Origin of the sequence: Gordonia polyisoprenivorans, from assembly GCF_017654315.1 — a bacterium.
GTDB classification, from domain to species: domain Bacteria; phylum Actinomycetota; class Actinomycetes; order Mycobacteriales; family Mycobacteriaceae; genus Gordonia; species Gordonia polyisoprenivorans_A.
In genome coordinates this window covers 4,958,730-4,976,815 of sequence record NZ_CP072203.1, presented here as the reverse complement: position 1 = coordinate 4,976,815, position 18,086 = coordinate 4,958,730, and the positions used below count along the sequence as shown (strand labels likewise).

23 protein-coding genes are annotated in these 18,086 nt (G+C 65.6%); 17 read left to right on the top strand and 6 right to left on the bottom strand.

What is annotated here, in order from left to right; all coding sequences use genetic code 11:
* Positions 1–45: 45 nt before the first annotated feature.
* Positions 46–576, bottom strand: coding sequence for a hotdog fold domain-containing protein (locus J6U32_RS22300; RefSeq protein ID WP_208792172.1), 531 nt, complete (start codon positions 574–576; stop codon positions 46–48).
* A 349-nt stretch (positions 577–925) separates the two neighbouring features.
* On the opposite strand from J6U32_RS22300, the gene J6U32_RS22295 reads away from it, so the two are divergent.
* From J6U32_RS22295 to rpsQ, 14 genes are all read left to right on the top strand, one after another.
* Positions 926–1,228 (top strand): hypothetical protein, encoded by a 303-nt coding sequence (locus J6U32_RS22295; protein ID WP_208792171.1) that lies wholly within the window; start codon positions 926–928, stop codon positions 1,226–1,228.
* 288 nt (positions 1,229–1,516) lie between these two features.
* On the top strand, positions 1,517–1,843 hold the full coding sequence (locus J6U32_RS22290) for a hypothetical protein (protein WP_208792170.1): 327 nt from the start codon (positions 1,517–1,519) through the stop codon (positions 1,841–1,843).
* 340 nt (positions 1,844–2,183) lie between these two features.
* Positions 2,184–3,314, top strand: a complete 1,131-nt coding sequence (locus J6U32_RS27560; RefSeq protein WP_244332285.1) for a hypothetical protein — start codon at positions 2,184–2,186, stop codon at positions 3,312–3,314.
* Positions 3,315–3,698: 384 nt separating this feature from the next.
* On the top strand, positions 3,699–4,004 hold the full coding sequence (rpsJ, locus tag J6U32_RS22280; RefSeq protein ID WP_003938093.1) for a 30S ribosomal protein S10: 306 nt from the start codon (positions 3,699–3,701) through the stop codon (positions 4,002–4,004).
* Positions 4,005–4,021: 17 nt separating this feature from the next.
* Positions 4,022–4,681: a 50S ribosomal protein L3 gene (gene rplC, locus J6U32_RS22275; protein WP_006367911.1), complete on the top strand. Its 660-nt coding sequence runs from the start codon at positions 4,022–4,024 to the stop codon at positions 4,679–4,681.
* Positions 4,678–5,349 carry a 50S ribosomal protein L4 gene (gene rplD / locus J6U32_RS22270; RefSeq protein WP_006367912.1) on the top strand — a complete coding sequence of 224 codons (672 nt, stop codon included), beginning with the start codon at positions 4,678–4,680 and terminating at the stop codon, positions 5,347–5,349. The genes rplC and rplD overlap by 4 nt, the downstream gene beginning before the upstream one ends.
* Before the next feature lie 2 nt (positions 5,350–5,351).
* Positions 5,352–5,657, top strand: a complete 306-nt coding sequence (rplW, locus tag J6U32_RS22265; RefSeq protein ID WP_006367913.1) for a 50S ribosomal protein L23 — start codon at positions 5,352–5,354, stop codon at positions 5,655–5,657.
* A gap of 30 nt (positions 5,658–5,687) precedes the next feature.
* Positions 5,688–6,524, top strand: a complete 837-nt coding sequence (gene rplB, locus J6U32_RS22260) for a 50S ribosomal protein L2 (protein ID WP_006367914.1) — start codon at positions 5,688–5,690, stop codon at positions 6,522–6,524.
* A 20-nt stretch (positions 6,525–6,544) separates the two neighbouring features.
* Positions 6,545–6,826 (top strand): 30S ribosomal protein S19, encoded by a 282-nt coding sequence (gene rpsS / locus J6U32_RS22255; RefSeq protein ID WP_006367915.1) that lies wholly within the window; start codon positions 6,545–6,547, stop codon positions 6,824–6,826.
* Positions 6,826–7,239, top strand: a complete 414-nt coding sequence (gene rplV, locus J6U32_RS22250) for a 50S ribosomal protein L22 (RefSeq protein WP_006367916.1) — start codon at positions 6,826–6,828, stop codon at positions 7,237–7,239. Before rpsS ends, rplV begins: the two co-directional genes overlap by 1 nt.
* Before the next feature lie 2 nt (positions 7,240–7,241).
* Positions 7,242–8,048 carry a 30S ribosomal protein S3 gene (gene rpsC, locus J6U32_RS22245; RefSeq protein ID WP_006367917.1) on the top strand — a complete coding sequence of 269 codons (807 nt, stop codon included), beginning with the start codon at positions 7,242–7,244 and terminating at the stop codon, positions 8,046–8,048.
* Positions 8,049–8,051: 3 nt separating this feature from the next.
* Positions 8,052–8,468, top strand: coding sequence for a 50S ribosomal protein L16 (gene rplP, locus J6U32_RS22240; protein WP_006367918.1), 417 nt, complete (start codon positions 8,052–8,054; stop codon positions 8,466–8,468).
* Entirely contained in the window at positions 8,468–8,701 is a 234-nt protein-coding gene (gene rpmC / locus J6U32_RS22235; protein WP_006367919.1) for a 50S ribosomal protein L29, read from the top strand. The genes rplP and rpmC overlap by 1 nt, the downstream gene beginning before the upstream one ends.
* Entirely contained in the window at positions 8,698–9,000 is a 303-nt protein-coding gene (gene rpsQ / locus J6U32_RS22230) for a 30S ribosomal protein S17 (protein ID WP_006367920.1), read from the top strand. The genes rpmC and rpsQ overlap by 4 nt, the downstream gene beginning before the upstream one ends.
* Before the next feature lie 65 nt (positions 9,001–9,065).
* On the opposite strand, the gene J6U32_RS22225 is transcribed toward rpsQ, so the two are convergent.
* From J6U32_RS22225 to J6U32_RS22205, 5 genes are all read right to left on the bottom strand, one after another.
* On the bottom strand, positions 9,066–10,184 hold the full coding sequence (locus J6U32_RS22225) for a hypothetical protein (RefSeq protein ID WP_244332283.1): 1,119 nt from the start codon (positions 10,182–10,184) through the stop codon (positions 9,066–9,068).
* Positions 10,181–11,188 (bottom strand): polysaccharide pyruvyl transferase family protein, encoded by a 1,008-nt coding sequence (locus J6U32_RS22220; protein WP_244332281.1) that lies wholly within the window; start codon positions 11,186–11,188, stop codon positions 10,181–10,183. The genes J6U32_RS22225 and J6U32_RS22220 overlap by 4 nt, the downstream gene beginning before the upstream one ends.
* Positions 11,189–11,287: 99 nt before the next feature.
* The gene (locus tag J6U32_RS22215) at positions 11,288–12,694 is read right to left on the bottom strand and encodes a serine/threonine-protein kinase (protein ID WP_208796276.1); all 1,407 of its coding nucleotides are present in this window, start codon (positions 12,692–12,694) and stop codon (positions 11,288–11,290) included.
* A 259-nt stretch (positions 12,695–12,953) separates the two neighbouring features.
* The gene (locus J6U32_RS22210) at positions 12,954–13,310 is read right to left on the bottom strand and encodes a GNAT family N-acetyltransferase (protein WP_208792168.1); all 357 of its coding nucleotides are present in this window, start codon (positions 13,308–13,310) and stop codon (positions 12,954–12,956) included.
* 96 nt (positions 13,311–13,406) lie between these two features.
* Positions 13,407–14,240 carry a glycosyltransferase family 2 protein gene (locus J6U32_RS22205; protein WP_208792167.1) on the bottom strand — a complete coding sequence of 278 codons (834 nt, stop codon included), beginning with the start codon at positions 14,238–14,240 and terminating at the stop codon, positions 13,407–13,409.
* Positions 14,241–14,650: 410 nt separating this feature from the next.
* Between J6U32_RS22205 and J6U32_RS27555 the strand changes: the two genes are divergently transcribed.
* The 3 genes from J6U32_RS27555 to J6U32_RS22190 are packed head-to-tail and all read left to right on the top strand — an operon-like array spanning position 14,651 to position 17,971.
* The gene (locus J6U32_RS27555; RefSeq protein ID WP_244332279.1) at positions 14,651–16,252 is read left to right on the top strand and encodes an ATP-binding cassette domain-containing protein; all 1,602 of its coding nucleotides are present in this window, start codon (positions 14,651–14,653) and stop codon (positions 16,250–16,252) included.
* 19 nt (positions 16,253–16,271) lie between these two features.
* Positions 16,272–17,132: an ABC transporter permease gene (locus J6U32_RS22195; protein WP_208792165.1), complete on the top strand. Its 861-nt coding sequence runs from the start codon at positions 16,272–16,274 to the stop codon at positions 17,130–17,132.
* Complete coding sequence (locus tag J6U32_RS22190; protein WP_208792164.1) at positions 17,129–17,971, top strand: ABC transporter permease; 843 nt, start codon at positions 17,129–17,131, stop codon at positions 17,969–17,971. Before J6U32_RS22195 ends, J6U32_RS22190 begins: the two co-directional genes overlap by 4 nt.
* The last annotated feature ends 115 nt before the right edge of the window (positions 17,972–18,086 follow it).

Here is an 18,086-nt window from a genome sequence, read left to right as displayed (position 1 = left end):
AGACGCGACGTCATCGTCCCAGCCTAGGAGTTTTGTCCCGGTGCGTCAGCGTGAGTCGTCGCCCGCGCGTGGCGTCACCCAGGTGGTGATGTCGGCGTGGACCACCTCGGTGCCGTGCGTGTCGAGGATGCGGACGGAGACGACGACGTCGGTTCCGGCACTGATCGCCTCGACGTCGATCGGTTCGGTCAGGGTCGCCTCCGCCGTCAGTCGTGTGGTGGCCTTGGCCAGGTATTGCGTCGACATGGCCTTGGGCAGCCAGCGATGCGACGGCGGCAGGCTGGCCTCCATCAGCATGCCCATCGCGGCCTCGGCGAGGTTGCAGGCCGCGATCGCGTGGAAGGTGCCGATGTGGTTGTACACACCGAACCACTTGGGCGCGCTCACCTTGCAGTACCCGGGGCGCATCTCCTCGACGATGGGCAGCACGGTGCCGAAGTAGGGAACGCGCGCGACCATTCCGAGAGAGAACAGGGCGTGGCCGAGAACGTTGTCGGGTAGGCGCCGGCGCAGGGCATAGGTCGCGGTCATCGCCGATGGTCGAACATCGTCGGTGTGCGAGGGCTTGGTCGTCATGGAACCGACCCTAACCGCCCACCCGTGCGGGGCGAGCGGCCGTGCTCGGCCGAGATCGCTGGCGATCGGCTGTGAGCACTGCGGCCTTGTCTGTGGCGGTCCTGACAGGACGCTTCGGGTGTACCGGGTGAAACGGTCAAACCGGCATGAACCGCACAGAGACCTCGCAGTGTGCGCGACGATTTCGGCCCGAAAACGGTTGTAGCGTAATGGCTTAGACACGAAGCGAACGGTGCGCCGGGGAGTGGATCGGATCTGCTGATCACACCGATGGCGACGTCGCCGTGGCTGTGGACGGCGGTCTTTCGACCTCGTCGTCCGTCCGTAGATCCCAGAAAGGGAAACCCACATGACAACAGCGACCGCCAAGCGTTCGGGCATCACCGTCAAGCGCACCGTGGCCGGTGTCGTAGCCGCCGGCGCCATCATCACCGGCGTCGGAGCAGGGGCGGGTCTCGCCTCGGCGGCGCCGACGGCCCCCGCCCACCAGCAGACCCAGCAGCAACCGCAGCGCCAGCAGCAGCCCCAGTCCCAGCGTCAGCAGCAACCGCAGCCCCAGCGCCAGCGGCAGCCCCAGCGTCAGCAGTGGGCGCCGCGTCAGACCAGCCCGCGCGGGTTCTGGTTCTTCGGGTTCTGGATTCCGCTGCCCTGACCGACCGCAGGGGCGCTGTGGGGTTGCTGGGAGCAAAACGAACATTGATGTGATTCGGCTGGCAATCAGCTCTTCGCGTTCGGATCAAAGCACCTAAAGGGCTCAGCCTCCCACAGCGAATCTGCAGGTCAGGTCCGATTTTCTGTCCCTGGGACGGCGTAGCGTCAGCACTGGCCGACGACGCCGTCGACTCCCGACCGACACGGTCGGGAGTTGTTGTTCGTCGCGGCTGTCGAGCCGACGCCGTCCGACGCCGTCGACGATCATTGTCGTTCGAAGGGACATCTCATGAACACCGTCAGCAGTTCGGGGACCGAGGCGCGGTCGGTGAAGTCGCGCTCAGTGCCCGCAAAGCGGATCGTGGCGGGCGTCATCGCCGCCGGGGCCATCGTCACCGGCATCGGCGCCGGCATCGCGTCGGCCGCCCCGCCGCCGCAGGGAAACCACTACCAGCAGCCCAACCGGTGGCAGCCGCAACCACGGCCGAACCGGTGGCAGCCACAGCCCCAGCAGTGGCATCCCCGGCCCCAGTGGCATCCGCAGCCGCGCTGGCAGCCGGGTCAGTACACCCCGAACGGGTTCTGGCTGTTCGGGTTCTGGATTCCCCTGCCCTGATACCACATTCATCCGACCGCCGGGTCGGCTCGTCGACGACGTCGGAGACCTCCATGGTCCCGGCGTCGTCGACGTCTTGCACATGACGCCGTCCGCACCTGGTCGGATCGGTTGCCTCGTGCGCTCGTCAAACCGGTTCGGGGACAGACTGATTCATGCCGGCCGAGCCTGGCTGTATCCGCGGTGCGCGGCGTCCGCCGACAAGTCTGGGTGGCCACGCGGCTTCCTGATCCGAATGATCGAATGATCGACATGCGCGGTGAATGTCCGTTCCGGGGGATACAGTTCGATGCGTCCGAACCTCGGCAGAGGTGTGCGAACGGCTGCGGGAGGCTGACCAATGACATTCGGCGACCACGGGAATCTCGGCGGTCAGGGGCAGCCGGGGTCCTCGAATCCCGGTCACGGCGGATTCGGCCAGGCGGGCTACGGCGCGCCCGGCGGGCAGGGCCAGCCGCAATACGGTCAGCCCCAATACGGTCAGCCCCAGTACGGGCAGCCGAATCACGGGCACCAGCAACCGAACGCCGGGCAGCAGCCGTACGGGCAACCCGGTCCGTTCGGATCGCCCGCGGCGCCTGCGCCGGCATCCGGGTCCGGATCGGTGGCGTCGCGACTCACCGCGACGCGCTCCGGGCGACCCACGCCCACCCTGATCATCGGCGCGGGTTTGGCAGTGCTCGGCCTGGTGATGGTCGCCTTCAGCTTCCTGACGTGGGCCACCGCCGAACTCCAACTCAATCAGTCGATTCCGGGTGCCGGGGCGATCACGGGATCGGTGTCGTCGTCGGTGACCGGTCTCGGGTCGGTGTCGACGAGCAATGACATCGACGTCTCGTCGTTGCCGTCACAATTCCAGGAACAGTTCAAACAGGAGCTCGAGCGCGAACAGAGCTCCGGCGACTCGTCCGACGACAACACGGCGGCACCGGGTGTGTGGACGATCGTCTTCGGTGTGCTCCTCGTCATCGCGTCGGTACCGCTGATCCTGCGGAGATTTCCCGCGATCGCGTCGATCGTCGGCACCGTCATCGGCCTCGCCGCGTTGATCGCTGCGGCGATCTTTCTCTCCGACCCCGGTGCGGCGGTCTCTGCCGACGGCAAGAGTCCTGCCGACGACAACTCGCTCGGGGGCCCGGCTCCCGACGTGCACGCGGGCTACGGACTGTGGATCGTGTTCGTCGCGGCGCTGGTCGCACTGATCGTCGCCGTCGGCGGGCTCGTGCTGTCGCTGATGCGGCCCGCGACGCCGGCGGGTCCGGCGCCGACCGCCTTCGGGAACGGATTCCCGGGCGCGCCGCAGCCGGGTTTCGGGTCGGCACCGGGACAACAGGGACTCGGGCAACCGGGGTTCGGACAACAGGGTTTCGGGCAGCAGCAGTATCCGGGGCAATCGGGGTTCAGGTCGGCGCCCGGCCGACAGGAGCCGGGTCAGCAGGGTTTCGGGGGCCCACCCCGCTCCGGCTGGTAGCAGCTGACTGCGCGGTCGTTGCAGGTCGGGTGGGATCAGGGGCCGATTTGAATCCACCCCCCGCCCTGGTGCATACTTGTCGGGTTGCCTGGACGGCAGGTTGCGGGATTTTCCGCGGCTTCGCTCAGGTGAATGACTCCCAGGCCCGGAAATCGGGGACTGGGCGTGTAACGCGTGCGCCGGTCTCGGTTCACGGACTCGACACGCCCGACCGCGGGTGCCGGAGCAAATCGGTTCGTCTGATGGGCGAGCCAACGTACAACGACAGATGAACAGCGTCGATCCCGACTCTCACGCGGTGATCTATGTGCCCGCCGGCGGCTAGTGCCGGTCCAGGTGCGCGGTGTTCGTCTGTCGAGAACAACTGACGGAAGAGGACACAGCGTGGCGGGACAGAAGATCCGCATCAGGCTCAAGGCCTATGACCACGAGGCGATCGACGCTTCGGCGCGCAAGATCGTGGAAACCGTGACCCGTACCGGGGCACGCGTGGTCGGCCCGGTGCCGTTGCCCACCGAGAAGAACGTGTACTGCGTCATCCGTTCGCCGCATAAGTACAAGGACAGCCGCGAACACTTCGAGATGCGTACCCACAAGCGACTCATCGACATCCTCGACCCGACGCCGAAGACGGTCGACGCGCTCATGCGCATCGACCTGCCGGCCAGCGTCGACGTCAACATCCAGTAGGGCGGGGGCGAAGAATCATGAGCAACCAGAGTTCAACCAAGGGCATCCTGGGCACCAAGCTCGGCATGACCCAGGTATTCGACGAGAACAACCGCGTCGTCCCGGTCACCGTCATCGCGGCGGGCCCGAACGTCGTGACCCAGCTGCGCACCGCGGAGCGTGACGGCTACACCGCCGTGCAGGTCGCCTACGGCGCCATCGATCCGCGCAAGGTCACCAAGCCGGTCGCCGGTCAGTTCAGCAAGGCCGGGGTCACCCCGCGCCGGCACCTGGCCGAGATCCGCGTGGCCGATGTCAGCGAGCTCGAGGTCGGTCAGGAATTGACCGCCGAGATCTTCGCCGACGGTGCGCTGGTGGACGTCACCGGCACCTCCAAGGGCAAGGGCTTCGCCGGTCCGATGAAGCGTCACGGCTTCTCCGGTCTGGGCGCCAGCCACGGTGCACACCGCGTGCACCGCGCGCCGGGTTCCATCGGTGGCTGTGCCACCCCGGGCCGCGTGTTCAAGGGCATGCGGATGGCCGGACGTATGGGTAACGACAAGGTGACCACGCAGAACCTCACCGTCCACAAGGTGGACGCCGAGGCCGGCCTGCTGCTGATCAAGGGAGCGATCCCGGGTCGTCGGGGCGGCATCGTGGTGGTTCGCGACGCAGTGAAGGGTGGTGCTGACAAGTGAGCGCCGAAACCACAGTCAAATTGACGCTGGACGTCCGCAACGCCGACGGCACGACCAACGGCACCGTTGATCTGCCCGCCGAACTGTTCGACGCGCCGGCCAACATCGCGCTGATGCACCAGGTCGTGGTGGCCCAGCAGGCCGCCGCGCGCCAGGGCACGCACGCCACCAAGACCCGCGGCGAGGTTCGCGGCGGTGGCGCCAAGCCGTACCGGCAGAAGGGCACCGGTCGCGCCCGTCAGGGTTCGACCCGCGCACCGCAGTTCGCCGGTGGTGGCACCGTGCACGGTCCGCAGCCGCGTGACTACAGCCAGCGCACCCCGAAGAAGATGAAGGCGGCCGCCCTGCGCGGCGCGCTGAGCGATCGGGCTCGCAACGAGCGCATCCATGTGATCACCGAGCTGGTTCCCGGTCAGGTCCCCTCGACCAAGACCGCGCGTCAGTTCCTCGAGAGCCTGAGCGATCGTCGCAAGTTCCTGGTGGTGCTGGGCCGTGAGGACCTCACCGCATGGAAGAGCGTCGCGAACCTGCAGAACGTGCTGCCGATCTCGGCCGATCAGCTCAACACCTACGACGTCCTCGACGCCGATGAGGTGGTGTTCAGCGTGGAGACGCTCAACGCGTACATCGCTGCCAACGGATCCAAGACCGACCAGAAGGAGGCGTGAGCATGGCTATCCAGGCCAACCCGCGCGACATCATCCTGGCGCCGGTGATCTCGGAGAAGTCCTACGGGCTCATGGAGGAGAACGTGTACACCTTCCTGGTGCACCCGGACTCCAACAAGACGCAGATCAAGATCGCCGTCGAGCAGATCTTCGACGTGACCGTCGACAGCGTCAACACCGCGAACCGGCAGGGCAAGCGCAAGCGGACCCGCTTCGGCTACGGCCAGCGCCGCTCCACCAAGCGCGCGTTCGTGACGCTGACCGCCGACAGCAAGCCCATCGAGATCTTCGGAGGCTCGGTCAGCTGACCGGGACTCTTGGAATAGAGGGACTTTCACATGGCTATTCGTAAATACAAGCCGACGACACCCGGTCGTCGCGGGTCGTCCGGCTCGGATTTCGCCGAGATCACCCGTGACCATCCGGAGAAGTCGTTGGTCCGCCCGCTCCACGGACGCGGCGGTCGTAACGCGCACGGTCGCATCACCACTCGTCACAAGGGTGGCGGTCACAAGCGTGCCTACCGTCTGATCGACTTCCGTCGTAACGACAAGGACGGCGTCAACGCCAAGGTCGCACATATCGAGTACGACCCGAACCGCACCGCGCGGATTGCGTTGCTGCACTACGTCGACGGCGAGAAGCGCTACATCATCGCGCCTAAGAACCTCAAGCAGGGCGACGTGGTGGAAAGCGGTCCGACCGCCGACATCAAGCCCGGCAACAACCTGCCGCTGCGCAACATCCCGACCGGTACCCAGGTGCACGCCGTCGAGCTGCGCCCGGGCGGCGGCGCGAAGATGGCCCGCTCGGCCGGTGCGTCGATTCAGCTGCTCGGCAAGGAGGGCGCGTACGCGACCCTGCGTATGCCGTCCGGTGAGATCCGTCGCGTCGACGTGCGCTGCCGCGCCACCGTCGGCGAGGTCGGCAACGCCGAGCAGAGCAACATCAACTGGGGCAAGGCCGGCCGCATGCGGTGGAAGGGCAAGCGCCCGACCGTCCGTGGTGTGGTCATGAACCCGGTCGACCACCCGCACGGTGGTGGCGAGGGCAAGACCTCGGGTGGTCGTCACCCGGTCAGCCCGTGGGGTCAGCCGGAAGGCCGCACCCGCAAGAACAAGGCGAGCGACAAGCTGATCGTCCGTCGCCGTCGTACCGGCAAGAACAAGCGATAAGCACAGGAGGGAGTTAGAGAATGCCACGCAGCCTCAAGAAGGGCCCGTTCGTCGACGACCACCTGCTTGCCAAGGTCGACGCACAGAACGAGAAGGGCACCAAGCAGGTCATCAAGACCTGGTCGCGCCGTTCGACCATCATCCCCGACTTCATCGGACACACCTTCGCCGTCCACGACGGGCGCAAGCATGTCCCGGTGTTCGTCTCGGACAACATGGTCGGGCACAAGTTGGGCGAGTTCGCCCCCACCCGTACCTTCAAGGGTCACATCAAGGATGACCGGAAAGCGAAGCGCCGGTAATGACTACGCAGACCGATAATCCCACCGCGAAGGCCACGGCCAAGTTCGTGCGCGTGACGCCGATGAAGGCACGTCGCGTGCTCGACCTGATCCGCGGCAAGAACGTCGACGAGGCCCTCGACATCCTGCGGTTCGCCCCGCAGTCGGCGTCGGAGCCCGTGTACAAGGTGCTCGCCAGTGCGGTCGCCAACGCCGAGAACAACCAGGACCTCGATCGCCGGAGCCTGGTCGTCGCCACGGCTTACGCCGACGAGGGCCCGACCATGAAGCGGTTCCAGCCGCGTGCGCAGGGTCGCGCGTTCCGTATCCGCAAGCGCACCAGCCACATCACCGTGGTCGTGGAGAGCCTGCCGGAGAAGGCCGCCGCCGGCGGTCGCGGTCGTTCGCGTCAGCCGAAGAAGAAGGGAGCCTAGTAGTGGGCCAGAAAATCAACCCGCACGGCTTCCGTCTGGGCATCACCACCGACTGGAACAGCCGGTGGTACGCCGACAAGCAGTACGCGGAGTACGTGAAAGAGGATGTCGCCATCCGCAAGCTCCTCTCGCAGGGGCTCGAGCGCGCCGGCATCGCCAAGGTGGAGATCGAGCGCACCCGTGACCGGGTTCGCGTCGACATCCACACCGCCCGCCCGGGCATCGTCATCGGCCGCCGCGGCGCCGAGGCCGATCGCATCCGCGGCGAGCTGGAGAAGCTGACCGGCAAGCAGGTCCAGCTGAACATCCTCGAGGTCAAGAACCCTGAGTCCGAGGCCCAGCTGGTGGCCCAGGGTGTCGCCGAGCAGCTGAGCAACCGTGTGGCGTTCCGTCGCGCGATGCGCAAGGCCATCCAGTCGGCGATGCGTCAGCCCAACGTCAAGGGCATCCGGGTGCAGTGCTCGGGTCGCCTGGGCGGCGCGGAGATGAGCCGCAGCGAGTTCTACCGCGAAGGCCGTGTGCCCCTGCACACCCTGCGCGCCGACATCGACTACGGCTTGCATGAGGCCAAGACCACCTTCGGCCGGATCGGCGTGAAGGTGTGGATCTACAAGGGCGACATCGTCGGTGGCAAGCGTGAGCTGTCCGCAGCCGCGCCGGCTGCCGAGGACCGTCGTCCGCGTCGGCCGAGCCGTCCCCGCCGCAGCGGTGCCTCGGGCACCACGGCCACGAGCACCGACGCCGGTCGCGCTGCCGAGGCTCCCGCTGAGGCGACGGCAGCAGCCGGTGCAGAGAAGCAGGAGGGCTAGGCAATGTTGATCCCACGGCGGGTCAAGCACCGCAAGCAGCATCACCCGAGCCTGAAGGGTCAGGCGTCGGGCGGTACCAAGGTGACGTTCGGTGATTTCGGCATCCAGGCTCTGGAAGGCGCCTACATCACCAACCGTCAGATCGAGTCCGCTCGTATCGCCATCAACCGGCACATCAAGCGTGGCGGCAAGGTCTGGATCAACATCTTCCCGGACCGTCCGCTCACCAAGAAGCCGGCCGAAACCCGCATGGGTTCGGGTAAGGGTTCTCCCGAGTGGTGGGTCGCCCCGGTCAAGCCGGGTCGCGTGCTGTTCGAGATGACCTACCCGAACGAGGAGATCGCTCGCGAGGCCCTGCGCCGCGCGCAGCACAAGCTCCCGATCAAGACCCGAATCGTGACCAGAGAGGAGCAGTTCTGATGGGACTCGGAGTTGCCGCAGCCGAGCTGCGTGACCTCAGTGACACCGATCTGGTCGACCGCTTGAAAGAGTCGAAGGAAGAGCTCTTCAACCTTCGGTTCCAGATGGCCACCGGTCAGCTCGACAACAACCGGCGTCTGCGGACGGTGCGTCGCGAGATCGCGCGCATCTACACCGTGATGCGGGAGCGCGAGCTCGGTCTGGCGTCGGGACCGGATGGTGATGACGCATGAGTGAGGACCAGAAGGTGACCGAAACCCAAGAAGCATCGGCGACCGCCGAGCGTAACCGCCGCAAGGAGCGGATCGGTTACGTCGTCAGCGACAAGATGCAGAAGACCATCGTGGTCGAGCTGGAAGACCGTAAGCGTCACGCGCTGTACGGCAAGATCATCCGGACCACGAGCAAGGTCAAGGCCCACGACGAGAACGGCGATGCCGGCGTCGGCGACCGTGTGCGGATCATGGAGACCCGCCCGCTGTCGGCGACCAAGCATTGGCGACTCGTCGAGGTGCTGGAGAAGGCCAAGTAAGGCGTTCTCGCAACAGGATTCACGCGAAGCGGCCCGTTCCCTCAGGGGAGCGGGCCGTTCGTGCATCAGCGCTCGGGAACGAATTGCAGGATGGGGCCCCATCTGATCGCATACCTGATGGCCCGTTCGAGTTCGGGGTCGTCGATGTTCCCACTGTGTAGCTCGTCGAGAACCTGTTGGAGGAAGAACCGCTCGCCCGAATCGGTGCGCATACGACGTACCTGCTCGGCGCGAGGGCGTTGGGACAATGTCGCGCAATCTGCCTCCGCCACCAGCAACTCCAGCTTGGTGCGCAGGCATTTCGAACAGCGACCACAGTTGAAACGGCCGTCGCGGTTCTCCCAGCACACGCGGAGATTCTTCATGGCGGTGGCCGATCGGCTGATCGCGCGGACCTTCTCGAACCTGGTCACGTCAGTGGCGTCGTGTTCCAGTGTCACCGCAGAGGTCGACCACAGCGAGTCGAGCTCTGGGTGAGAACCCCATCGGTGCATGTTGCCCGTCGAGTACGACGACGGGACGATGACCGTACCGAGCACTGGCGAGAGCGCGGTGGCCACGTGCGCCAAGGCGGGGCCGTGGAAGATCCATCCCCATGGCACGCGAGCGACGTCACCGAACGCGCTCCGTAGGGTGGTGCGCACCTCTATGAGAGGTTTGCCGAGTTCGGCTGCTGCTGATCGCGCCGAATCCAACGCCTGAGTCGCCAGTGCTTCGTCATTCATGATGTCGAAGCCCAGGACGAAGACGAGGTGAGTGAGTCGGTCCAGGTGGGTGAGGGCGGAATAGAAGCTGTCCACACCTCCGCTGAAAAAGCACCCGACGCCATCCGCGCGGGGCGCGGTCGGCCCCTGGCCGGCGTGAATGTCGGCGGGTGCGAGGTGCCGTGGATACCACTCGGCGAGCACTCGCTGGGCTTTGCCCGCGTTCTCAAGGGCTACAGGATCGACCGCGCCCTCGATGGTGAGATCGGCGGACAGCCACATCGCCGTCGGGACCGCGGGCGCCAGCCACGGCGTCGCCGAGCTGTCCAACGGGTGCGACGACTCGGTGGCGACAATCATCGTCGTGCCATCGGGAGCCTGGATTGTTGCGGAGATGCGCGTGGTGGCCGGGGAGTCGGGACGGACCTCGAGTCGGGGTTTGGCGCCGGCACGCCTACTACGTCGCGCGACCCGAGTCACAACGCGGAAACCATCGATTTGGCGACGTCATAGCCTTCGTGGAAGTCGCGGGCAAGGGCAACGTGACCGAAGGTGGCCAGGTAATCGCGGAACGCCGCGGACAACTTGCTGTTGGCGTTGTCGACCATGACCACCGGCTTCTCGAGCAGAACACCGAGGACTGCGCCGTGGAGTCGGTCGGTGAGGACGACACGACCGCGTGAGAGGGCATCGACTGCCGAGCGCACGATCAGTTCGGACTGGCGGTCGAAGGCTCGCTTCGCCCACCGGTGAATCCGACGCCGGAACACCGGGACCGTACTCAGAGTCACTATCGCGAGCGACTGCGGCCACCATCTGAGGTCGTATCCGAACCACTCCATGCGCCAGTCATGGGTGAACGCCTCATCGATCAAGCCCTGCGGGATGTCATCGACGGAGTACGCCGACTCGCCGTCGGTCCGTTTGAGGAAGACAACGTCGTGGTCGGGATCGCGGGCGGGGTCGATGCGCCCGGTTCCGAGGGCGGTGTCCGGGCAATAGCGGACCTGGTTCGCGGGAAAAAGTTCGGTGAGTCGCTGTAGAGCGCTGCGATCGCGAATCAGCAAGGTCAGGTCGGGATGTTCGCCGTACACCTGCTGGGTGTGGGTCAGAGCATTGCGATCGCTGTATTCGAATGTCTGCGGTAGACCGATGATCGGCCGGTCGCGATTCTCGCCGATCACGCGTTCCCGAAATGGCTGGTAAATCGGGTACCTGTCACCGAAGTTGCCTCCACCATGAAGGAGGATCGGCCCCGTGGAGACGGCGGAAGCCAGTGCGCCTTTGTCATAGGTGTTGAAGGTTGCCGTGTAGGCGATCTCGCACCCCAGCAGCTCGAGATAGGCGAGTTCACCTCGATAGATGAGGACGTCTCCGGCGTTGGCGTGGTTGGGGAAATCGAGGAGGGCGACCGTGCTGCCAGCGGGAATCACCGTCCGGAGGATGTCGAGAGTTTCGGTCTGGATCGCAGAGATCGCGGACATGCGGGAAATCATAGCCGGAAGAGCGACGGGTGATTTGCGAAGCCGTGAAAGCAGGATTTCGGCGCAGACGTTTCCAAGAAACCCCGAAATCCCACCGGATCACAGATTGCTGGGTGCGAGGGCCGCGATGAGGACGGCGATATTCCACACGAGGCCGAGACCGGCCACGACGAGTCCGGCGATGGCCAGGCCGCGATTGTGCTGTGCAGGCGGCACGTCGGCGCGCGCCTTGGCGATCTTGAGGCTGGAGAGTCCGAAAAACACCGCCAGAGCAGCCGCGGCGAATCCGACGACGACCAAGCAGACGCCGGGGAACGACAGCACCGCACAGATCATCGACCACAGGGCGTAACTCTTGGCTTTGGGGTCAGGTGGCGACGGGTATCCCGATGGTTGCCGATGTTGGTTCTGTGGACCGCCGTGTGCCTGATATGACACGACCGGATTCGACCGTTGCGCAGTTCCGTGCGTCGTGTGCGGCGGCGGTGTCACGCCTGGCGAGATCGGGGGAAGTGAGGTCTGACCGGGTTGGGGCGCACCACCTGGGGACGGACCGGGCTTCCTCAGTTCGACGGCAGGTTGTGGATACGAGGCCGGAGCACTTTGCGTGCGCTGATGGCCGACGGTGGAGGGATCGGGTGGAGGTGCGACGGTGGGTGCGGCCGGATGTGCTGCGAGTGCTGCGGTGAGTTCGGTCGCGAATTCCGTGCAGGTCCGATACCGGTGATTCGGATCCTTCTCGAGCGCACGGTGAAGGACCTGGTCGACGCGCGGAGACAGATCGCGTCGGCGGGTGGTGATCGCCGGTGGGGTCTCGGTCAAGTGCTGACGGATCAGTGCCGCCGCATTCGTGTTCGCGAAAGGTGTTGAGCCGCTGAGTAGCTGGTAAGCGGTGCAGGCGAGTGAGTACTGGTCGGCGCGACCGTCGAGCTTCTCGGCGGCAAGCTGCTCGGGTGAGGAGTAGGCGAACGACCCGACGGTGAGGTTCGTGGCGGTCAGGCGGGTGTCGTCGAGGATGGGGCGCGCGATGCCGAAGTCGGCGAGCAGGACGCGGCGATTCCCGGACGGTCCGGTGGTCTCGGTGAGCAGGATGTTGGCGGGTTTGACGTCGCGATGTAGCAGGTTCTGGGAGTGCGCGTGGTCGAGTGCGTCGGCCACCGCGGACACAATGTGCACGACCTCATCGGTAGGCAGACCGCCCGGATGTGCCGACAACAGCGCGGCGGCGTCGAGGCCTTCGACATATCGCATGGTGATCCAGAGCTGGCCGTCGTTCTCTCCGCGGTCGTAGACGTTGACGACGTTCGGATGGTCGAGCCGCACGGCGAGATCGGCTTCTCGGGTGAACCGACGGCGGAAGGCCTCGTCCGACGAAAGATTCGCCGGCAACACCTTGAGGGCGTCGAGACGGGGTAGTCGTGGGTGTTGGGCCAGGTAGACCTCGCCCATACCGCCGGCGCCCAGTACCCGGACGATCCGATATCCCGCGAATTCTTGCCCAACCATCAACGCCACGTCGTCAGTCTAGGGGGCGAGTCCGACATGTCCGGTGGTCGCCGGCACGGGTCCCGACGCGACTCGGCCCGTCCGACGCAAGCGTCGGACGGGCCGGTGATCGGTTGCGGTGCCACGCCCGGAGAGGTGGCCGGCGGGTCTTCCCAACCGTCGCGGTGAGCGGTCGTCCACCCCCGCTCACAGGACCAACTCTAGGGGAGAGTCGCGGGGACCGACAGGGACTTAGGGCCCCAGATCCGCGAAAAGTTGATCAATTGATCTGTCCTTGGAGCCAGTTGATCGTTTCCTCGCGCACCGGGCGGGTGTCCGCGTCGAACTCGTGGTGCTTCTTGAGGAACGCCGCGACCATCGGGCAGACGCCCACGATGATCTTGCCCTGCGCCCGTGTGTCGGTGAGAGCCTGCTCGATGAGGATGGTGGCCAGGCCGCGTCCGCCGAACCTCTCGTCCACCTCGGTGTGGAAGAAGATGCGTTCGGTCGCACCGTCGTGCTCGCGTTCGCGATAGGCGGTGAAACCGGCGATCTGTTCGTCGACGCTGATCTGGTAGCGCTGCGTGTCGGCAACCTGGGAGACGTCTGCTTCTGCACCGGTCTTGTCGAGGGTCATGGGATCGAGGGTAGCGATGGGCTGGGTGTGTCGAGCCGAGGAGCAGGCGGTCGTGACCGGCGGTCGTCGCGGGGAGCACGATGCGGGTTCGATATCTCAGGCCGGGAGCGGCGTGAGATATCGATGTGGCCGCCACGTGCGGGTGGTCGGGTCCCAAGGGCGGAGGACCAGCCAGAAGTAGGTGAACATCGCGAACTTGACGACGGCATCGAGCGTCATCATCACGGTGAGCCGGGTGTGCCCGTGCGCGCGCGCCGTCCGCCGACCGCCGAGAATGTAGTGGCGGTTGCGCCATGGCGACGTTCGCAGGCGCCGGCAGGATGTTTCGGCCAGAAGTCGTGGATCGAATGCCACCCGCATTCCGCAGGCGGCCATGGACAAACCGACGTCGAGGTCCTCCCACACGTGTTTGTCGGTGTGTAAGCGGTGGCGGATCTGTTGCCAGGCATCGCGTCGAAGAATGTAGGCGGGCCCGTGAACCGATCCGATCGATCCGCCCTCGGCGAGCTTGCCGTAGCTGCGTGCGGCCATCCGCCGCTGAAACTCCTCGAAGGGGGCATCCGTCATGAGAAGGGGCCCGGTGAGCGCGGAGAACCCGCGACCCCGGGGGCCCGCGAGGAACTCCACTCCCCGTGCGGCCCAGTCAGGTCCGACGCGTGTGTCAGCATCGACCTTGGCTATCAGTTCTGATGTCGCCGAGTCGAGGCCGCGACTTCGGGCCGCGTGAACACCCTGGACCGGCTCGAATTCGCGACGGACCGCGGCGTGGCGCGCTGCGTAGTCCGCGACCACCGAAGATGTCCGGTCGGTCGAGTTGTTGTCGACCACGATGATCTCGTCGATCGCTCTGGTCTGGGCGAGCAGGCTGTCGAGGCAGCCCGGCAACTGAGATTCCTCGTTGAATGCAGGAATAACGACGGAAAGCTTCACCGGTGATCTCCCGAAAATCGATTGGTTTGGGCGTCGCGTCGTTAGCCAAGGTACACGTTTCTTGGGATTGCCTTGAATTCAACTGTGGGATTTGGTTGGGCACCGAACGGTTGCCGATGCTCGACGTTGACAGGCCCTTTGATCCGTCCGCATTTGATCGAACGATCAAAACGTGGACCTTCTGAACCACGCCGTCGTGAATGACGGCAACCGCCGACAGGAGGAGGGGTAACTCTCGTCGATCGTTCGACGATAGGTTAGGGCGAGGATGAGCGTGTTGAAGCGGATCTGTGCGTAAGTTTGAATCGTGGACCCGCTGCCATCCGAGGGCGTCGGATCTCGCGGAACCGACCCCGGCGGAATCCCTCAGTCTGTTGTGCCGAAAGCGTCACCGAACGTAGAGGAAAGCAATGCCCGAAGCCCAGGAGTCTGTCTCGGCACGTGAGCCGAGGCATCGTAGGCATGCGAGCGTGAAGCCTGCCGACGAGGTCGATCCCTTCGACGAGCCGGACCCTGTCGAGCAGCAGCTTCGCCGCTGGCGTGCCGAGCGCGCGGCCGGTGTGGTGGCATCGGAGCAAGGGCATGGCGGCTCGAACGGAACGACGTCGGCGAACGGTAACTCACCCACTCGGCAGGGTGGTGCACCGGCCCGTCGCCAGGTCAACGGTTCGTCTGCACCTCGCCCGGAATCTCGCCCGGACCTGGCGCAGAGTGCCGCGCAGAACTCGCAGCTGCACCTGACCGATCCTCATGTTCGATCGCCGACCGCGCCGCAGGGGAGCTCGCCGACCGCACGACCACTCAACGGATACGGCCCCCCGCGAGGCGATCGAGTACCTCAGGGGCGACTGGCGGAGCCCACGCATCACGAGATTCCGGCTGGGACGTTCGGGGGAGGGCCTTTCGTACCGCCGGTGCGCGATCCCGACGGTCGGGGGATCCCTTCGCCTCGGTCATCGACGCCCCACCCACCTGGGACGATCACTGCCGATCGGGGTGATGGCAGGGCGGCGGTCGGTGGCAAGGCAGCCGATGGGATCTCGCGGGCGGACGAAACGTCCTATGCGATCGTGGCGTCCGGGCTGCACAAACGATTCAAGGACACGATTGCTGTCGAGGATGTGAGTTTCTCGGTGCCGCAGGGTCAGATCGTCGCGATTCTCGGACCCAACGGGGCGGGCAAGACCACGACGGTCAACATGCTCTGTACTCTTCTGACCCCCGACAAGGGCACGGCGACCGTGTACGGACACGATGTGGTCAATCAAGCCTCAGCCGTTCGCCGATCGATCATGTTGACGGGACAGTTCGCCGCGCTGGATGAGGCGTTGACCGGCCGCGAGAATCTGGTTCTGTTCGGGCGACTGTTGGGCCTGTCGAAGTCGGTCGCGCGGGCACGCGCCGACGAACTGCTGGACATGTTCTCGTTGACCGACGCCGGCGCAAAACGGGTGGGCCAGTACTCCGGCGGTATGCGTCGGCGGATCGATATCGCGTGTGGCCTGGTGACGCAACCCAAGGTGGTGTTCCTCGATGAGCCGACGACAGGGCTGGACCCTCGCAGCAGACAAGAGGTGTGGACCCTCGTCGAGCGACTTCGGGATTCGGGTGTGACGATTCTGCTCACCACGCAGTACCTCGAAGAAGCCGACGTCCTGTCCGACAACATCGTGGTGATCGACAAGGGGCGGGTGATCGCAGAGGGCACATCGGACGAGCTCAAACTGTCGATCGGCGCCGCCTACTGCGAGGTGACCCCGGCCCACGCACGGGATCTCGACAGGTTGCGAAGGCTCTTCGCCGATCTGATCCCCGAAGGTGGCGGTGGCGGCGACGACCACGTGGTTGCGGTTCCCGCGCCACGCGGTCCCGAAACTCTCGTCGAGGTGATCCGCAGAACCACCGAGGCCGGCATCGAGCTCACCGATGTGGCAATGCGGCGACCGTCGTTGGACGAGGTCTTCCTTGCGCTGACCGATCCGCGTCGTGACCGACCGGGAACGGCATCGTGAGCCGGGTAGGAACTGCGCAATGAGTACAGGTTCCGAGGTGCCGGTCCTGGTCTCAGGGGGCATTTCAGCGTCGCCGGAGGTGACCCCGCCGGGCGGTGCCGGTGTGAGGCTCGACCCTCACCCACGGTCGCTGCAGCAGTGGTGGGCACTGACCTGCCGGGGCACCTCGAAGGTCTTCCGCAACGGTGAGCTGATCTTTGCCTTCATCTCGCCGGCGTTCCTGGCGGTCTGCTTTTATCTGCCTCTTCGCAGCATCATGAACGAGGCGCCCGGAATGAATTACGGCCAGTTCCTCATGCCGATCATCGTTCTGCAGTCGGTGGGCTTCGCCGCGTCGTCCGCGGCCATGCGGGCCGCCAATGACGGCGCCGAGGGTATCAACACCCGGTTCCGGGTTCTGCCCATGTCGGCCGCGATACCCATGCTTGCGCGGACCGCCACGAACCTCGTTCTGCTGGCGGTGTCCCTGCTGTGTGCGGCTGTCGCGTGCCTGATCATCGGGTGGAGAGCGGACGGGGGCGTAGTGGGCACCGTTGGGCTCTTCGCCTTGGCAGCGACCATCGGTGTTCTGTTTTCCCTGCTGGCCGATGGAATCGGCCTCTTGGCGGGCACGCCGGAGGCGACCAGTCAGGCGATGACGCTGCCCACCCTCATCCTGGGAATGCTGTCGACCGGATTTGTGCCCTTGACCCAGTTCCCCGAGTGGATCCAGCCGTTCGTGCGCAACCAGCCGATCTCGCAGTTCGCCGACTCGATGCGCGGCCTCGACGCGGGAACCGCGACGTGGGAGCTCGTGCGGCCCTCGCTGGGGTGGTGTGTCGGCCTGCTCATCGCAGCCGTGGTGTTGTTGTACCTCGGTGCCCGAAAGTCCCGCGGATGAGCGCCGAAGCGTCGCGGCGTCTCGACGATCTCGCCCCTCCTGCTCTCCACGTCCCCGAGGAGAGGTCGATTCGCGCGTGGTGGTCGCAAAGTGTGCCGCTCACCGGGCGGCAGGTCGTCGTCTTCGTGCGGGACTTTCCGACTCTGCTGCAATCGCTGATCTTCCCGGCCCTGAGCATGTTGATGTTCAAGGTCGTCCTCGGCGATGCGATCGGGTCGGCCACCGGCCAGAACAGCGCGTACGGCACCGTGCCGCTGGTGATTCTGGTCGGCGCCATGTTCGGTTCGATCGCGTCGGCAACCAGGCTCAACCATGAACGTGCCACGGGCTTGCTCGCTCGTCTCTACGTGCTCCCGATCAACCGGGCGGCCGACTTGACCTCACGCGTCGGCGCCGAGCTGATCCGCATCCTGATCACGACCGTGATCCTGCTCGGAGCCGGCTTTCTCATCGGCTTCCGCTTCACGCAAGGTGTCGGCCCGGCGATCGGGCTGGTCGTGGTCGCGCTGGCCTATGGCGCCGCGTTCTCGATGATGACGCTGGCGTTGGCGGTCAATGCTCGACCAGGCGCCCCGATCGTGCCGTACCTGGGACTGGCGTCGAGCATGCTGATGTTCTTCAATTCAGGCTTCTCCCCGGTCAGCGCCTACCCGTCGTGGTTACAGCCGGTGGTCGCCAATCAGCCCATGACCCCCGCCATCGAGGCGATGCGTGCACTCGCTGTGGGCGGCGCGCTCACCGAGAATCTCGTCAAGGTGGCTGTGTGGGTCGTCGTGATCATCGGTTTGTCGCTTGTTCCCGCTTTGCGGGGATATCGGCGGGCGGCGCGAGACCGATGACAGGAAAACCACAGTTCGCCGGTGAAGTGAACAGCAATGTCACAGGAGACATGTCAAATTCGAGGTTGCGAATGTACCACGACATGCCGGGTACGACTCGACATGTCCGATTCCG

Coding starts and splice junctions, on each gene's coding strand:
- J6U32_RS22300 (WP_208792172.1), bottom strand. CDS start 576: ATGACGACCAAGCCCTCGCACACCGACGATGTTCGACCATCGGCGATG.
- J6U32_RS22295 (WP_208792171.1), top strand. CDS start 926: ATGACAACAGCGACCGCCAAGCGTTCGGGCATCACCGTCAAGCGCACC.
- J6U32_RS22290 (WP_208792170.1), top strand. CDS start 1,517: ATGAACACCGTCAGCAGTTCGGGGACCGAGGCGCGGTCGGTGAAGTCG.
- J6U32_RS27560 (WP_244332285.1), top strand. CDS start 2,184: ATGACATTCGGCGACCACGGGAATCTCGGCGGTCAGGGGCAGCCGGGG.
- rplC (WP_006367911.1), top strand. CDS start 4,022: ATGAGCAACCAGAGTTCAACCAAGGGCATCCTGGGCACCAAGCTCGGC.
- rplW (WP_006367913.1), top strand. CDS start 5,352: ATGGCTATCCAGGCCAACCCGCGCGACATCATCCTGGCGCCGGTGATC.
- rplB (WP_006367914.1), top strand. CDS start 5,688: ATGGCTATTCGTAAATACAAGCCGACGACACCCGGTCGTCGCGGGTCG.
- rpsS (WP_006367915.1), top strand. CDS start 6,545: ATGCCACGCAGCCTCAAGAAGGGCCCGTTCGTCGACGACCACCTGCTT.
- rplV (WP_006367916.1), top strand. CDS start 6,826: ATGACTACGCAGACCGATAATCCCACCGCGAAGGCCACGGCCAAGTTC.
- rplP (WP_006367918.1), top strand. CDS start 8,052: ATGTTGATCCCACGGCGGGTCAAGCACCGCAAGCAGCATCACCCGAGC.
- rpmC (WP_006367919.1), top strand. CDS start 8,468: ATGGGACTCGGAGTTGCCGCAGCCGAGCTGCGTGACCTCAGTGACACC.
- rpsQ (WP_006367920.1), top strand. CDS start 8,698: ATGAGTGAGGACCAGAAGGTGACCGAAACCCAAGAAGCATCGGCGACC.
- J6U32_RS22220 (WP_244332281.1), bottom strand. CDS start 11,188: ATGTCCGCGATCTCTGCGATCCAGACCGAAACTCTCGACATCCTCCGG.
- J6U32_RS22215 (WP_208796276.1), bottom strand. CDS start 12,694: ATGGTTGGGCAAGAATTCGCGGGATATCGGATCGTCCGGGTACTGGGC.
- J6U32_RS22210 (WP_208792168.1), bottom strand. CDS start 13,310: ATGACCCTCGACAAGACCGGTGCAGAAGCAGACGTCTCCCAGGTTGCC.
- J6U32_RS27555 (WP_244332279.1), top strand. CDS start 14,651: ATGCCCGAAGCCCAGGAGTCTGTCTCGGCACGTGAGCCGAGGCATCGT.
- J6U32_RS22195 (WP_208792165.1), top strand. CDS start 16,272: ATGAGTACAGGTTCCGAGGTGCCGGTCCTGGTCTCAGGGGGCATTTCA.
- J6U32_RS22190 (WP_208792164.1), top strand. CDS start 17,129: ATGAGCGCCGAAGCGTCGCGGCGTCTCGACGATCTCGCCCCTCCTGCT.